The sequence below is a fragment of the Pseudomonas sp. PAMC 26793 genome (assembly GCF_000313235.1).
Lineage (GTDB): Bacteria > Pseudomonadota > Gammaproteobacteria > Pseudomonadales > Pseudomonadaceae > Aquipseudomonas > Aquipseudomonas yamanorum.
In genome coordinates this window covers 359,964-374,447 of record NZ_AMXG01000045.1, presented here as the reverse complement: position 1 = coordinate 374,447, position 14,484 = coordinate 359,964, and the positions used below count along the sequence as shown (strand labels likewise).

Sequence of the window (14,484 nt, the reverse complement as noted above, 5' to 3'; positions counted from 1 at the left end):
CTTGGGAGGGGAAGGCAGCCAACTGGAAATATTGGGCGGTATTCTGCGTGGTCAGGTGCAGGCTTTTTCTGGGGGAAGGGGAGGGAGTTTGCGGGAGAGCTCATGATTCACCCTGGCTCCCCCGTCATATTGAAAGCGACTATTTCCGTCGCTGAATGAATGCGCGAATCCGCTCGGCCGCTCCCACACACTCCGCCAGCGGCGCAACCATTGCCAGGCGTGCACGCCCGGCGCCCGGGTTGACCCCGTCCACTTCCCGCGACAGGTACGAGCCCGGTACCTCCCAAGCGTGAATTATGGCGCCTGCGCGGGCCGATCCTGACGCTGGCGGTGGGCCTGGTGCTGTTCACTGTAGTCGGTGCCGGTTACTTCATTCACTGGCTGTTGCCTGTATCGCCTTGCCGCTTCTGCTGCGGGGGATCGAAAAGAGCCCGGACGACAAGCGTCACAATGAAGTGCGCGAGGCCTGGAAAAAGACCGCTGTGGCGGCGATCCATGCGCTGGAAGCGGAAGATCCCGTGGAAACTGAAACCCAGGACGCCGCCCAGGCTGCACTGGCTACCGAGCTGAAGGCAAGGCTGATGTCGGAGTATCGGCATCAGTTGGAGGTGCTCAACGACTCGGCTGAAGCCCAGTTGCTGGCGTAGCAGATGGACCAACTGGAACGCAAGCTGCGGCTCAAGGCGTTGAGGGCGCAGCGCCTTGAGCTTTACAGCCTGAGTCGGCATCACGCAATTGGTGACGATGTACTGCGCGAAATACTGGCGGATCTGGATATGAGCGAAGCCAATCTGGGCAAAATGAAATAGATGACGGCGGGGGCATCCCTCATTCACCTGCATAGCCCTTAAGCGCCCGGGCGGATCAGCGTCGGAACACCCAGGATGTCTCGTAAAAAATTCAGTGTCCCCTGTGTGGCATTGGCTGGCGAAGGCATCTGGCGCGTCTTGGGGTAGGCTTTGCGCATTTGTCTGATATCGCCTCTGCTGATTTTCCAGTTTTCCGGGCGGTCAACGCCATCGGTCGTCCACTCGGGGCGAATCCGGTAGTGCATCACTGAGCGTCTGTCGTACGGCAGGTATCGGTTCTGGTCCTCAGGAGGAAGCGGGTATAGGTTGTTGAGCAAGTCTTCCTCCGTCCAGCCCCAGTGATCGGCGACGTAGCGGTAGGTTTTTTCCGGGTCATAAGGGATGTCTGCGTCGGGATGCTGGTGCGCATGCAATGCCCCCAGCGCATGCCCGAACTCATGGGTGACCACAAAGGGGAACCGCGCAGATTGGGTATCCGACTGCACGACCATGGTGGGTTGCCCGAGCGGGATATTTTTTGCATCGGTTCCTGGCACCGTGAACCCGCCATTTACACGGTGGGAAAGGCGAATTCGGATATCACCCTCACCGCCGGACAAAAACTCAAACTTGAGATTGACGTAGGGCTGCCATTTGTTGATCGCATCCTTGATCAAACTGGTATCGGCTTCGTTGGCATCGTACAGCGCGATCTTGAGGGTCGAGCCGTTGGGCCACAGTTTGGTAGTGTCCAGCACGTTGCGCGTGGCCCTGATCGGGCTGGAGGTCTGTGCCTCGTCGTGGGAGGGGGAGGTGTCGCTGTACGGAAAAGTGAGGGGCAGGGTACCATTGGGGGTGGGGTTGAGCATGATTTTTTCCACGCAGGTTGAGGGTCTCCCTGAGTGGTGCCGAGGCGGCGGGTGTTCCTGGCCTTGTGTTTCTACATTTTCAATAGGTGCTGCCCGCCCCGGGGCGGGCAGCACTCAGCTCAGCGGTTGCGGATGATAAATGAGCGAATCCGCTCGGCCGCTTCCACACACTCTGCCAACGGCGCAACCAGTGCCAGGCGCACACGCCCGGCGCCCGGGTTGACCCCGTCCACTTCCCGCGACAGGTACGAGCCCGGTACCACGGTCACGTGTTCTTCCACGAACAAATCACGGCAGAACGCGGCATCGTCGCCCTTCACGTTCGGCCACAGGTAGAAGCCACCGTCGGGGTTTTGCACGTCCAGCACCGGCTTCAGGATCGCCAGTACGGCATCGAACTTCTCCCGGTACAGGTCGCGGTTGGCCTGCACGTGGGCTTCGTCCTGCCAGGCGGCGATACTCGCCAGTTGGGTTTGCACCGGCATCGCGCAGCCGTGGTAAGTGCGGTACAGCAGGAAACCCTTGAGAATCTGCGCATCGCCGGCCACGAAACCCGAACGCAGGCCCGGCAGGTTGGAGCGTTTGGACAGGCTGTGGAACACCACGCAGCGCTTGAAGTCCTGGCGACCCAGTTCGACGCAGGCGCTGAGCAGGCCCGGCGGCGGGGTTTGTTCGTCGAAGTACAACTCGCTGTAGCACTCGTCGGCGGCGATTACGAAGTCGTATTCGTCGGCCAGGGCGATCAGCTTTTTCAGGGTGTCGACGGGGATCAATGCGCCGGTCGGGTTGCCTGGCGAGCACAGGAACAGGATCTGGCAGCGTTTCCAGATGTCCGGTGATACGGCGTCGAAATCCGGGTTGAAGCCGTTTTCATCCAGGCACGGCAGGTAGTGCGGCTTGGCCCCGGCGAGGAACGCAGCGCCTTCGTAGATCTGGTAGAACGGGTTCGGGCTGACCACCAGCGCGTCGTCACCACGGTTGACCACGGTCTGGGTGAAGGCGAACAGCGCTTCACGGGTGCCGTTCACCGGCAGGATGTTGCGCGCCGGGTCCAACCAGCCCTTGGGCACGCTGAAACGGCGTTCGCACCAGGCGCCGATGGCTTCTCGCAGGGCGGGAATGCCCAGGGTGGTGGGGTACACCGCCATCTGGTCCAGGTTGTTGGCCAGCGCGTCGGCGACGAACTGCGGAGATTTATGCTTCGGCTCGCCGATGGACAGGGCGATCGGACGCTTGTCCGGGTTCGGCGTGACGCTGCCCAGCAGGACGCGCAATTTCTCGAACGGGTAGGGCTGCAACTGGTTCAGGGCATTGTTCATCGATAAATCTCGTTCAATTCATTGGAAGCTGAAAATGGTCGGTCGGTCAGATGCTCAAGCGTGACATCTCGACGCCGGTCTCCTGATTGACGCTCAACTGCTGGACGATGGCTTCCTGCAAGCGTTGGCACAGTTCAGGGTCGGAAAGCGGCTGGTTGTCGGCATCGGTAATGAAGAACACGTCTTCCACCCGTTCGCCCAGGGTCGCAATCTTGGCGTTCTGCAACGACAGGTCGAACTCCAGGAAGATCGTGCCGATCCGCGCCAACAGGCCAGGCCGGTCCGGCGCGCTGAGTTCCAGCACCGTCACCGGGCGTTGGGCATCGTTGTGAATGGTCACCTCGGGGGCAAACGCAAAGTGCTTGAGCTGGCGCGGTACCCGGCGCTGGATGATGGTCGGGTAGTCGTCAGGGTTGCGCAGCGCGTCGGTGAGGCCTTTGCGGATCTTTTTCACTCGCTCCGGGTTGTCGCCGATGGACTCGCCTTCCGTGTCGAGCACGATGTAGGTGTCGAGGGTGAACTGGCTGCTGGAGGTGATGACCCGGGCGTCGTGAATGTTCAAGTTGAGCTGGTCCATCGCGGCCACGGTCACGGCGAAGAAGTCGTGCTGGTCGGGTGCGTAGATGAAGATCTGCGTACCGCCTTCGAACTCGCGCTGGGTGGTTTCCTTGATCAGCACCAGCGGCCCGCCATCGGCCGGCTGCTGCAGGATCGCGTCGCTGTGCCAGGCCACGTCGCCGGCGGTGTGGCGCAGGAAGTAGTCGTCCCCCAGTTGCGACCAGAGTTGCTCGACGTCGTCCGGGTCGTTGCCGCCACGCACCAGAATATCCAGGGCCGCGCTTTGGGTGCGCCGGATCTGCTCTTCACGGTCCACCGGGTTCTCCAGGCCGCGACGCAGCGCGCGCTTGGTCTCGGTGTAGAGCTGGCGCAACAGGCTGGCGCGCCAGGAATTCCATAGCGTCGGGTTGGTGGCGTTGATGTCGGACACGGTGAGCACGTACAGGTAGTCGAGACGGGTTTCGTCGCCGACGGCCTGGGCGAAATCATGGATCACCTGCGGGTCGGACAAGTCCTTGCGCTGGGCGGTGGTGGACATCACCAGGTGGTTTTGCACCAGCCACACAATCAGCCGGCTGTCCCACAGTGGCAACTGATGGCGCTGGCAGAACGCCTCGGCGTCCACCGCGCCAATTTCCGAGTGGTCACCGTGGCGGCCCTTGCCGATGTCGTGGTACAGGCCGGCGAGGTAGATCAATTCCGGCTTGGGCAGGCGCGCCATGAGCTTACTGGCCAGCGGGAATTTCTCTGATACCTGGGTGTACTGCAACTTACGCAGGTGCTTGATCAGGTTCAGGGTGTGGGCGTCCACCGTATAGATGTGGAACAGGTCGTGCTGCATCTGCCCGACGATAAAGCCGAACTCCGGCAGGTAGCGCCCCAGGATCCCGTAGCGATTCATGCGCCGCAGGTTGCGGTGGATGCCGATCTTGCACTTGAACAGCTCGATAAACAGGCTGGTGTTGCGGATGTCGTTACGGAAATCGTCGTCGATCAGGTGACGGTTTTCCCGCAGCAAGCGAATGGTGTCGGCGCGCACGCCCTTGATTTCCGGCTGTTGGGCCATCAACACGAAGATTTCCAGCATGGCGAACGGCGTGCGTTTGAACACGTTGTCGTTGCGCGCCTCGATGTAGCCATCGTGCAACTGGAAGCGCGAGTTGATCGGCTGCGGCGGTGCTTCGTCTTCCGGAGCCAGGATCACTTCTTCGAAGTGCTGGATGATCAGGTCGCTGAGCTGGGCAATGCTCATTACCACCCGGTAGTACTGCTGCATGAAGCTTTCGATGCTGGTCTTCGCGTCTTCGCCTTCAAACCCCAGCAGGGTCGCAATGGAGCGCTGGTGGTCGAACAGCAGGCGGTCTTCGGAGCGACCGGCCAGCATGTGCAACGCGTAGCGCACTTTCCACAGGAATTCCTGGGAGGAGGCCAGCAAGGCGTTTTCGCTCTCAACCAGGAAGCCTTCCCCGGCCAGGGCGCGCAGGTTCAGGGTGCCGTATTGACGGCGGGCGACCCACAAAATCGTCTGGATATCCCGCAGCCCGCCCGGTGAGCCTTTGACGTTGGGTTCCAGGTTGTATTCGGTGTCGTTGTACTTGTGGTGCCGGGCCTTCTGCTCGGCGCGTTTGGCCAGGAAGAAGTCCTTGCTCGGCCACATGTGCGCGGTACTGGTGACTTCCAGCATGCGCTGGCGCAGGCGCTCGGGGCCGGCGATGGTGCGGCTTTCCATCAGGTTGGTGATCACCGTCAGGTCGGCGCGGGCTTCCTGGGCGCATTCGTCCACCGAGCGCACGCTTTGGCCGACTTCCAGGCCGATGTCCCACAGCAACGTCAGAAAACGCTCGATGGAGTCGCGGAAAATTTCGTGATCGGCGCTGTCCAGCAAAATCAGCAGGTCGATATCGGAGTAGGGGTGCAGTTCACCACGGCCGTAGCCGCCGACCGCCACCAGGGCGATATCGGCGTCTTCACTCCAGCTGAACTGTTCCCAGGCCTTTTGCAGGATGTTGTCGACGAACCAGGCGCGGTCCTCGATCAGCCGTCGGATATCCCGGCCCGTACGAAAGCGCGCGTCGAGCACCTCGCGGGCCTGACGAATGGCCTTCTTGAAGGCGGCGATGGGGCTGGCCTTCAGCGCCAGTTCCGCCTGGAACTGGCCGCGGTCGAAGAGTTCGGGATCCACCTGGGGCATCGATCGGTTTTCCTTTCTATCTATGGGTCACAGCGTTGCTAATTAGAAAACCGGTGCAAACATTACGCCGAAACGCGGGGAATCGTGTCGTCGGCCCGCAGCGTGAAGATCTCGTAGCCGGTGTCGGTGACCAGCAGGGTGTGTTCCCACTGGGCCGAGAGCTTGCGGTCCTTGGTGATGGCGGTCCAGCCGTCGCCAAGCACCTTGGTGTCGGCCTTGCCCTGGTTGATCATCGGTTCGATGGTGAAGGTCATGCCTGCCTTCAGCTCCATGCCGGTGCCGGCGCGGCCGTAGTGCAGGATCTGTGGCTCTTCGTGGAATACCTTGCCGATGCCGTGGCCGCAGAATTCGCGCACCACCGAGAAGCCGTTCTTTTCAGCGTGCTTCTGGATGACTTCACCGATGTCGCCCAGGCGGCAGCCAGGCTTGACGATCTCGATGGCCTTGTACATGCATTCCTGGGTGACTTGCGACAGGCGCTCGGCCCAGACCGGCACGTTGCCGACGTGGAACATGCGGCTGGTGTCGCCGTGGTAGCCGTCCTTGATCACGGTGACGTCGATGTTCAGGGTGTCACCGTCTTTCAACGGCTTGTCGCCGGGAATCCCGTGGCACACCACGTGGTTGATCGAGGTGCAGATCGACTTGGGGAAGCCCTTGTAGTTCAGTGGGGCAGGGATGGCTTTTTGCACGTCAACGATATAGTCGTGGCAAATGCGGTCCAGCGCTTCGGTGGTGACGCCGGGCTTGACGTGTTCAGCAATCATTTCCAGCACGTCGGCAGCCAGCTTGCCGGCAACACGCATGCCAGCGATATCTTCGGCGGTTTTGAGGGTGACGGTCATACAGGCTCTCTCTAGCGCGACGCGCTGAAATCAATACGGTTTACGGGTGTGCGACAAAAGGTTGCAGAATTCACACAAGCCCAAAAAACGCGATTCTAGCAGACGCAGGGGTGAAACCATGAGCGTCTGGCGATCGCTTCTGTCTATAAGGTTGGGGGCATTCTGGCTCTATTCAAAGGCTTAGGCAAAAGCGACTGACGGCAAATGTGATTGCGGGTTTCGTTTTTGCAAGCTCTGTGGTATAAAATGCGCCGCTTTCCGGGGATACCCCGCAAAGCTTAAATCCACACACGTGTCGACACGATGACCTGGGTGCCGGAGGCGAATGCCACTGGTTGGTCATTGGGATACGTGGAGGCCAAACCCGACTTATTAAGGAACTATCATGTCCCAAGTCAACATGCGCGATATGCTGAAGGCCGGTGTGCACTTCGGTCACCAGACCCGTTACTGGAACCCGAAAATGGGTAAGTACATTTTCGGCGCGCGTAACAAGATCCACATCATCAACCTTGAAAAAACCCTGCCAATGTTCAACGAAGCTCTGACTTTCGTAGAGCGCCTGGCACAGGGCAAAAACAAGATTCTGTTCGTCGGCACCAAGCGTTCCGCTGGCAAGATCGTTGCTGAAGAAGCAGCACGTTGCGGTTCGCCGTACGTCGATCACCGCTGGTTGGGCGGCATGCTGACCAACTTCAAAACCATCCGTGCTTCCATCAAGCGTCTGCGTGACCTTGAAGTGCAAGCCGAAGACGGTACTTTCGCCAAGCTGACCAAGAAAGAGGCGCTGATGCGCACTCGCGACCTGGAAAAGCTCGATCGTTCCCTGGGTGGTATCAAGGACATGGGCGGTCTGCCTGACGCACTGTTCGTTATCGACGTTGATCACGAGCGCATCGCGATCACCGAAGCTAACAAGCTGGGTATCCCGGTTATCGGCGTAGTCGATACCAACAGCAGCCCGGAAGGCGTTGACTACATCATCCCAGGCAACGATGACGCAATCCGCGCTATCCAGCTGTACATGGGTTCGATGGCTGACGCTGTAATCCGTGGTCGCAACCACGTTGCTGGCGGCACCGAGCAGTTCGTTGAAGAAGCTCCGGTAGCAGCAGCTGAGTAACTGACGCCTTGGCGTTGACTCAGTAAGCAAAAAGGGGGCTTGGCCCCCTTTTTGCCACCTCGAAAACCATTTGTCGGCAGCGCAGCTACAACATCTGTAACGTGCAGCGGCCTACAAGGGTGGTTCGGGAAGAATTGATCGCCCGTTCAATCGGGTGGAATGGTTGAAAACCTATCCAAGAGGATTTTGAAAATGGCAGAGATTACTGCAGCGTTGGTTAAAGAACTGCGTGAGCGTACCGGCGAAGGCATGATGGATTGCAAAAAGGCCTTGACCAAGGCCGGCGGCGACATCGAAAAAGCCATTGATGACATGCGTGCTTCGGGCGCCATCAAGGCTGCCAAGAAAGCAGGCAACGTCGCTGCTGAAGGCGCTATCGCAATCAAGGAAGACGGCAAATCCGCCGTTATCCTGGAAGTTAACTCGCAGACCGACTTCCTGGCCCTGCAAGACGACTTCAAAAACTTCGTCGCTGCCAGCGTTGAAAAAGCGTTCGCTGACAAACTGACCGACGCCGCTCCGCTGATCGAAGCTCAAGAAGCTGATCGTCTGGTTCTGGTGGGTAAAGTAGGCGAGAACGTTAACATTCGTCGTCTGACCCGCGTTGAAGGCGATGTTGTGGGTGCTTACCTGCACGGCAACAAGATCGGTGTTGTGGTTGCCCTGAAAGGCGGCAACGTTGAACTGGCCAAAGACATCGCTATGCACGTAGCGGCCAGCAACCCTGAATTCCTGCTGCCATCGGAAGTTTCTGCTGAAGCCATCGAACGCGAGAAAGCCGTGTTCCTGCAGCTGAACGAAGAAAAAATCAAAGGCAAGCCTGAAAACATCGTTGAAAACATGGTTAAAGGCCGCATCAGCAAGTTCCTGGCTGAGGCTTCCCTGGTTGAGCAGGCGTTCGTCAAGAACCCTGAAATCAAGGTTGGCGAACTGGCCAAGAAAGCCGGTGCTGAAATCGTTTCCTTCACCTACTACAAAGTAGGCGACGGCATCGAGAAGCCGGTCGACAACTTCGCTGAAGAAGTTGCTGCCCAGCTGGCTGCCACCAAGAAGTAAGACGGTTTTTAACTGTCGCCCAAAAGAGGCTGCCCGCTTACGCGCGCAGCCTCTTTTCAAATGGGGTGATCAATTTTATTGGTTTCCCTTTGGAACTGGCTTACAAAGCCGTGTTCCGATGGCGCTGTGACAGCGTCAAGCTAGAGTGAACGCAGGCCGTAAACGGCTTGCCAAGAATTTTCAAAAAATACGCCGCAGGAGAGATTCGCAATGGCTCAGCAGGGCAGTGGTCATCAGGCTCGCTATAAACGCATTCTACTCAAGCTTAGCGGCGAGGCCCTGATGGGCTCGGAAGAGTTTGGGATCGATCCCAAGGTACTCGATCGCATGGCGCTGGAAGTCGGCCAGTTGGTCGGTATCGGTGTTCAGGTCGGTCTGGTGATCGGCGGCGGCAACCTGTTCCGCGGTGCGGCGCTGAGCGCTGCCGGCATGGATCGGGTGACAGGCGACCACATGGGCATGCTGGCCACTGTGATGAACGCCCTGGCGATGCGTGACGCCCTCGAGCGCGCCAATATCACCGCTATCGTAATGTCGGCTATTTCCATGGTTGGCGTAACGGATCACTATGATCGTCGCAAAGCCATGCGCCACCTGGATGCCAAGGAGGTAGTGATTTTTGCTGCCGGTACTGGCAACCCGTTCTTTACCACCGATTCGGCAGCCTGCCTGCGTGGTATCGAGATCAACGCGGACGTGGTGCTCAAGGCCACCAAGGTTGACGGTGTTTACACTGCAGACCCATTCAAAGACCCGCATGCCGAGAAGTTCGATCATCTGACTTATGATGAAGTACTGGATCGCAAGCTGGGTGTGATGGACCTGACGGCTATTTGCTTGTGCCGCGACCACAAGATGCCGCTGCGCGTATTTAACATGAACAAGCCCGGTGCCCTGCTGAACATCGTACATGGCGGCGCGGAAGGGACTCTGATCGAGGAAATCGAACAATGATCAACGAAATCAAGAAAGACGCTCAAGAGCGCATGCACAAATCCCTGGAGTCTCTGAACCATGCATTTGGTCAGATTCGTACCGGCAAGGCCCACCCAAGCATTCTGGGCAGCGTGATGGTGCCGTACTACGGCGCTGATACCTCCATCACCCAAGTGGCCAACATCACTGTTAAAGATTCGCGCACCCTGCAGGTCGTGGCTTTTGAGCGCAACATGCTTGGCGCCGTCGACAAGGCGATCCAGAGCGCCGGCCTGAACCTCAATCCGACCAACCTGGGCGAATTGCTGCTGATCTCCATGCCTGCCCTGACCGAAGAAACCCGCAAGGGCTTCACCAAGCAGGCACGTAGCGCCGCAGAAGATGCGCGCGTTGCCGTGCGCAACATTCGTCGTGATGCCTTGGGTGACCTGAAGAAGCTGGTCAAGGACAAGGAAATCAGCGAAGACGAAGAGCGTCGTGCCGTCGCCGATATCGATAAGCTGACTAAAGATGCCGAGGCCCAGATCACCAAGGCCACGGAAGATAAAGAAAAGGACCTGATGGCCGTATAAGGGGTCAGGACGCCTTCATGGAAAAGACCAAGCAGACTGTGCCCTCCGTGGTGCCGCGCCATGTCGCGATCATCATGGACGGGAATAATCGCTGGGCGAAGAAGCGCTTTATGCCAGGCGTTGCCGGGCATAAAGCGGGTGTCGATGCTGTGCGTGCCGTGATCGAGGTGTGTGCCGAGGCCAAGGTCGAGGTGTTGACCCTGTTCGCGTTCTCCAGTGAAAACTGGCAGCGCCCGGCCGAGGAGGTCAGTGCCTTGATGGACCTGTTCTTCAAGGCATTGCGTCGTGAAGCCAAGCGCCTGAACGAGAACAACATCAGCCTGCGCATCATCGGCGACCGTTCGCGGTTCCATCCGGAACTGCAAGCGGCCATGCGCGAAGCTGAGGCGATCACTGCCGGCAGCAACCGTTTTGTGCTGCAGATCGCAGCCAACTACGGCGGCCAGTGGGATATTGCCCAGGCAGCGCAGCGCCTGGCGCGGGAAGTGCAGGCCGGCCATCTGCGCCCGGAAGACATCACGCCCGAGCTGTTACAAACCTGTCTGGTGACCGGCGACCTGCCATTGCCCGACCTGTGTATTCGTACCGGTGGCGACCATCGCATCAGCAACTTCCTGTTGTGGCAGTTGGCCTATACCGAACTGTACTTCTCCGACCTGTTCTGGCCGGACTTCAAACACGATGCCATGCGCAATGCGCTGGCCGATTTCGCTTCCCGTCAGCGTCGCTTCGGTAAAACGAGCGAGCAGATCGAAGCTGGAGCCCGGGTTTAATGCTTAAACAACGAATCATCACGGCGCTGATCCTGCTGCCTATTGCCCTGTGCGGGTTTTTCCTGCTTGAAGGTGCAAACTTCGCACTGTTCATTGGCCTGGTGGTGACGCTGGGTGCCTGGGAATGGGCGCGCCTGGCGGGTTTCGCCGCGCAGTTGCCGCGCGTGGTGTACGCCGCTGTCGTGGCGCTGTTGATGTTCCTGATGTACATCCTGCCGGACTTGGCACCCTGGGTACTGGGTGCGGCGGTGTTGTGGTGGGCGTTGGCGACCTATCTGGTGCTGACGTATCCGGGCACCAGCGGCCACTGGTCCAGTGTCGCCTGCAAACTGGTGATCGGTCTTTTGATTTTGCTGCCTGCCTGGCAGGGTCTGGTCTACATCAAGCAGATGCAGTTGGGTAACTGGCTGATCATGGCGGTGATGGTGTTGGTGTGGGGGGCTGATATCGGCGCCTACTTCTCTGGTCGTGCCTTCGGCAAGCGCAAGCTGGCGCCGGCTGTCAGCCCGGGTAAAAGCTGGGAAGGCGTGTATGGCGGCCTGGCGCTGACCCTGGTGATTACTCTGGTGGTCGGTGTGGTGCGTGGCTGGACCGTCAAGGAAATGCTCCTGTCCCTGGTGGGGGCGGCCGTGGTCGTGTTCATCTCGGTGGTCGGTGACCTGACTGAAAGCATGTTCAAGCGCCAGGCCGGGATCAAGGACAGCAGTAACCTGCTGCCGGGTCACGGTGGTGTTCTGGACCGTATCGACAGCCTGACCGCCGCGATCCCGATCTTTGCCGTACTGCTGTGGATGGCTGCCTCGTGAGCCGCCTGCAACAGGTGACCGTGCTGGGCGCTACCGGCTCGGTGGGGCTAAGCACCCTGGATGTGATTGCCCGTCATCCCGAGCGTTATCAAGTATTCGCATTGACCGGCTTCAGTCGCCTGAGCGAACTGCTGGCACTGTGTATACGGCACGCACCGCAATACGCAGTGGTGCCCGAAGCGGCAGTTGCACGTGGTTTGCAGGATGATCTGCGCGCTGCGGGCCTGGCGACTCAGGTGTTGGTGGGGGAGGAGGGGTTGTGCCAGGTTTCGGCTGACCCTGATGTCGACACCGTCGTCGCGGCGATTGTCGGCGCTGCCGGCTTGCGTCCGACCCTGGCCGCCGTTGATGCAGGCAAGAAGATTCTGCTGGCCAATAAAGAAGCGCTGGTGATGTCCGGTGCGCTCTTTATGCAGGCGGTGCGCAAGAGCGGCGCCGTGCTGCTGCCGCTGGACAGCGAACACAACGCGATTTTCCAATGCATGCCCGGTGATTTTGCCCGTGGGCTGAGCCAGGTCGGTGTACGCCGGATTCTGCTGACAGCTTCTGGCGGTCCTTTCCGGCAGACACCGTTGGCCGATCTGGAGCATGTTTCTCCCGACCAGGCATGTGCTCATCCGAACTGGTCCATGGGGCGCAAGATCTCGGTGGACTCGGCGAGCATGATGAACAAGGGCCTGGAGCTGATCGAGGCCTGCTGGCTGTTCGATGCCCGGCCGGATCAGGTCGAGGTGGTGATCCACCCGCAAAGTGTGATTCATTCCCTGGTTGATTACGTGGATGGCTCGGTATTGGCCCAGTTGGGCAATCCGGACATGCGCACGCCGATTGCCAATGCCCTGGCGTGGCCGGAGCGGATTGATTCGGGTGTTGCGCCGTTGGATCTGTTTGCCATTGCCCGTCTGGACTTCGAAGCGCCCGACGAGCAACGCTTCCCTTGCCTGCGTCTTGCGCGGCAAGCTGCCGAGGCAGGTAACAGCGCCCCGGCGATGCTGAATGCGGCCAATGAAGTGGCGGTGGCGGCGTTTCTGGACCGGCGCATCCGCTTTCCGCAGATCGCGAGTATGATCGAGGACGTTTTAAACCTTGAACCCGTCGTCGCCGTGAATGATCTGGGCGCGGTGTTCGAAGCGGATGCAAAGGCCCGGGCCTTGGCTGAGCAGTGGTTGAACCGCAATGCGCGTTAGTCTTTAGGCGTGTTTGAGCCTTCAGGCACTGGATTGAAAGGCGGAGAAATTAGATGAGTGCGCTCTACATGATTGTCGGCACCCTGGTTGCTCTGGGTGTGCTGGTCACCTTCCACGAGTTCGGCCATTTCTGGGTCGCGCGTCGTTGCGGCGTCAAGGTGCTGCGCTTCTCCGTAGGCTTCGGCATGCCGTTGCTGCGCTGGCACGACCGTCGTGGCACCGAGTTTGTGATTGCGGCCATCCCGTTGGGCGGCTACGTCAAGATGCTCGATGAGCGCGAAGGTGAAGTGCCGGCTGATCAGTTGGACCAATCCTTCAATCGCAAGACCGTTCGTCAGCGCATTGCCATCGTCGCGGCAGGCCCGATCGCCAACTTCCTGTTGGCGATGGTGTTTTTCTGGGTCCTGGCGATGCTGGGTAGCCAGCAGGTGCGTCCGGTCATTGGTGCGGTCGAGGCAGACAGCATGGCGGCTAAGGCTGGCCTGACCGCCGGGCAAGAAATTGTTGCAGTTGATGGCGAACCCACTACCGGCTGGGGGGCGGTCAATTTGCAGTTGGTGCGTCGCCTGGGTGAAAGCGGCATCGTGAAGTTGGTGGTACGCGAGCAGGACTCCACCACTGAAACGCCGCGCGAGCTGACCCTGGACCACTGGCTGAAAGGCTCCGATGAGCCTGATCCGATCAAATCCCTGGGCATCCGTCCATGGCGCCCGGCGTTGCCGCCGGTGCTGGCAGAGCTGGATCCGAAGGGGCCGGCCCAGGCCGCAGGTCTGAAAACCGGCGATCGCCTGTTGGCCCTCGATGGCCAGGCACTGAATGACTGGCAGCAGGTGGTCGATCTGGTGCGTGTGCGTCCAGATACCAAAATTGTGCTGAAAGTTGAGCGCGATGGTGCTCAAATCGACGTCCCTGTGACCCTGGCGGTTCGCGGGGAAGCCAAGGCCGCCGGGGGTTACCTGGGCGCCGGGGTGAAAGGTGTCGAGTGGCCACCCTCGATGGTGCGAGAGGTCAGCTACGGGCCGTTGGCGGCCATTGGCGAGGGGGCGAGACGCACCTGGACCATGAGTGTGCTGACCCTAGATTCCCTCAAGAAAATGTTGTTCGGCGAGCTCTCGGTAAAAAACTTGAGTGGACCGATAACCATTGCTAAAGTGGCGGGCGCTTCTGCCCAGTCGGGCGTTGTAGATTTCCTGAATTTCCTGGCTTATCTGAGTATTAGCCTTGGGGTTCTGAATTTGTTGCCCATTCCAGTATTGGATGGGGGGCATCTGTTGTTTTATCTGGTCGAGTGGGCGCGTGGTCGCCCCTTGTCGGATCGGGTGCAGGGTTGGGGGATACAGATCGGTATCAGTTTGGTGGTCGGGGTGATGTTGTTAGCTCTGGTCAACGATCTGGGACGACTGTAACGCTTCGCTGAATTGCGAATCTGCCGCATTTTGCGGCAGTTTGTTTATTGCCAGT

The 14,484-nt window shown here is 59.4% G+C and carries 12 protein-coding genes and 2 pseudogenes; 9 read left to right on the top strand and 5 right to left on the bottom strand.

Annotated features, from left to right (window positions below; translation table 11 throughout):
* Positions 1-139 precede the first annotated feature (139 nt).
* A pseudogene (locus D109_RS1000000134320) lies at positions 140-292 on the bottom strand (succinyldiaminopimelate transaminase); the annotation flags it as partial.
* 73 nt (positions 293-365) lie between these two features.
* Here D109_RS1000000134320 and D109_RS1000000133220 point away from each other — a divergent pair.
* Positions 366-809 (top strand): annotated as a pseudogene (locus tag D109_RS1000000133220) (Na+/H+ antiporter); the annotation flags it as partial.
* Positions 810-847: 38 nt separating this feature from the next.
* On the opposite strand, the gene D109_RS01000000132140 reads toward D109_RS1000000133220, so the two are convergent.
* From D109_RS01000000132140 to map, 4 genes are all read right to left on the bottom strand, one after another.
* The gene (locus D109_RS01000000132140; protein ID WP_017479417.1) at positions 848-1,657 is read right to left on the bottom strand and encodes a M12 family metallopeptidase; all 810 of its coding nucleotides are present in this window, start codon (positions 1,655-1,657) and stop codon (positions 848-850) included.
* Positions 1,658-1,776: 119 nt separating this feature from the next.
* A complete protein-coding gene (gene dapC / locus D109_RS0125800; RefSeq protein WP_017479416.1) occupies positions 1,777-2,976 on the bottom strand; it encodes a succinyldiaminopimelate transaminase in 1,200 nt (399 codons plus the stop codon).
* Between the two features lie 46 nt (positions 2,977-3,022).
* The gene (locus D109_RS0125795; protein ID WP_017479415.1) at positions 3,023-5,725 is read right to left on the bottom strand and encodes a [protein-PII] uridylyltransferase; all 2,703 of its coding nucleotides are present in this window, start codon (positions 5,723-5,725) and stop codon (positions 3,023-3,025) included.
* Positions 5,726-5,787: 62 nt separating this feature from the next.
* Positions 5,788-6,570: a type I methionyl aminopeptidase gene (map, locus tag D109_RS0125790; protein ID WP_003189156.1), complete on the bottom strand. Its 783-nt coding sequence runs from the start codon at positions 6,568-6,570 to the stop codon at positions 5,788-5,790.
* A 385-nt stretch (positions 6,571-6,955) separates the two neighbouring features.
* On the opposite strand from map, the gene rpsB reads away from it, so the two are divergent.
* From rpsB to rseP, 8 genes are all read left to right on the top strand, one after another.
* On the top strand, positions 6,956-7,693 hold the full coding sequence (gene rpsB / locus D109_RS0125785; protein ID WP_003219330.1) for a 30S ribosomal protein S2: 738 nt from the start codon (positions 6,956-6,958) through the stop codon (positions 7,691-7,693).
* A 192-nt stretch (positions 7,694-7,885) separates the two neighbouring features.
* On the top strand, positions 7,886-8,749 hold the full coding sequence (gene tsf, locus D109_RS0125780) for a translation elongation factor Ts (RefSeq protein ID WP_008432237.1): 864 nt from the start codon (positions 7,886-7,888) through the stop codon (positions 8,747-8,749).
* Positions 8,750-8,959: 210 nt separating this feature from the next.
* Entirely contained in the window at positions 8,960-9,703 is a 744-nt protein-coding gene (pyrH, locus tag D109_RS0125775; protein WP_003219327.1) for a UMP kinase, read from the top strand.
* Positions 9,700-10,257 carry a ribosome recycling factor gene (gene frr, locus D109_RS0125770; protein WP_017479414.1) on the top strand — a complete coding sequence of 186 codons (558 nt, stop codon included), beginning with the start codon at positions 9,700-9,702 and terminating at the stop codon, positions 10,255-10,257. The genes pyrH and frr overlap by 4 nt, the downstream gene beginning before the upstream one ends.
* A 17-nt stretch (positions 10,258-10,274) precedes the next feature.
* Entirely contained in the window at positions 10,275-11,030 is a 756-nt protein-coding gene (gene uppS / locus D109_RS0125765) for a polyprenyl diphosphate synthase (protein WP_003219323.1), read from the top strand.
* Positions 11,030-11,836 carry a phosphatidate cytidylyltransferase gene (locus tag D109_RS0125760; RefSeq protein ID WP_017479413.1) on the top strand — a complete coding sequence of 269 codons (807 nt, stop codon included), beginning with the start codon at positions 11,030-11,032 and terminating at the stop codon, positions 11,834-11,836. Before uppS ends, D109_RS0125760 begins: the two co-directional genes overlap by 1 nt.
* A complete protein-coding gene (gene ispC, locus D109_RS0125755; protein WP_017479412.1) occupies positions 11,833-13,023 on the top strand; it encodes a 1-deoxy-D-xylulose-5-phosphate reductoisomerase in 1,191 nt (396 codons plus the stop codon). Before D109_RS0125760 ends, ispC begins: the two co-directional genes overlap by 4 nt.
* Before the next feature lie 53 nt (positions 13,024-13,076).
* A complete protein-coding gene (gene rseP, locus D109_RS0125750) occupies positions 13,077-14,429 on the top strand; it encodes a sigma E protease regulator RseP (RefSeq protein WP_017479411.1) in 1,353 nt (450 codons plus the stop codon).
* Positions 14,430-14,484: the final 55 nt, after the last annotated feature.

What these genes read in the sequence shown, in the direction of transcription:
- uppS (WP_003219323.1), top strand. Translation starts at nt 10,275, where the DNA reads ATGGAAAAGACCAAGCAGACTGTGCCCTCCGTGGTGCCGCGCCATGTC.
- rseP (WP_017479411.1), top strand. Translation starts at nt 13,077, where the DNA reads ATGAGTGCGCTCTACATGATTGTCGGCACCCTGGTTGCTCTGGGTGTG.
- frr (WP_017479414.1), top strand. Translation starts at nt 9,700, where the DNA reads ATGATCAACGAAATCAAGAAAGACGCTCAAGAGCGCATGCACAAATCC.
- dapC (WP_017479416.1), bottom strand. Translation starts at nt 2,976, where the DNA reads ATGAACAATGCCCTGAACCAGTTGCAGCCCTACCCGTTCGAGAAATTG.
- D109_RS01000000132140 (WP_017479417.1), bottom strand. Translation starts at nt 1,657, where the DNA reads ATGCTCAACCCCACCCCCAATGGTACCCTGCCCCTCACTTTTCCGTAC.
- pyrH (WP_003219327.1), top strand. Translation starts at nt 8,960, where the DNA reads ATGGCTCAGCAGGGCAGTGGTCATCAGGCTCGCTATAAACGCATTCTA.
- tsf (WP_008432237.1), top strand. Translation starts at nt 7,886, where the DNA reads ATGGCAGAGATTACTGCAGCGTTGGTTAAAGAACTGCGTGAGCGTACC.
- rpsB (WP_003219330.1), top strand. Translation starts at nt 6,956, where the DNA reads ATGTCCCAAGTCAACATGCGCGATATGCTGAAGGCCGGTGTGCACTTC.
- map (WP_003189156.1), bottom strand. Translation starts at nt 6,570, where the DNA reads ATGACCGTCACCCTCAAAACCGCCGAAGATATCGCTGGCATGCGTGTT.
- D109_RS0125760 (WP_017479413.1), top strand. Translation starts at nt 11,030, where the DNA reads ATGCTTAAACAACGAATCATCACGGCGCTGATCCTGCTGCCTATTGCC.
- D109_RS0125795 (WP_017479415.1), bottom strand. Translation starts at nt 5,725, where the DNA reads ATGCCCCAGGTGGATCCCGAACTCTTCGACCGCGGCCAGTTCCAGGCG.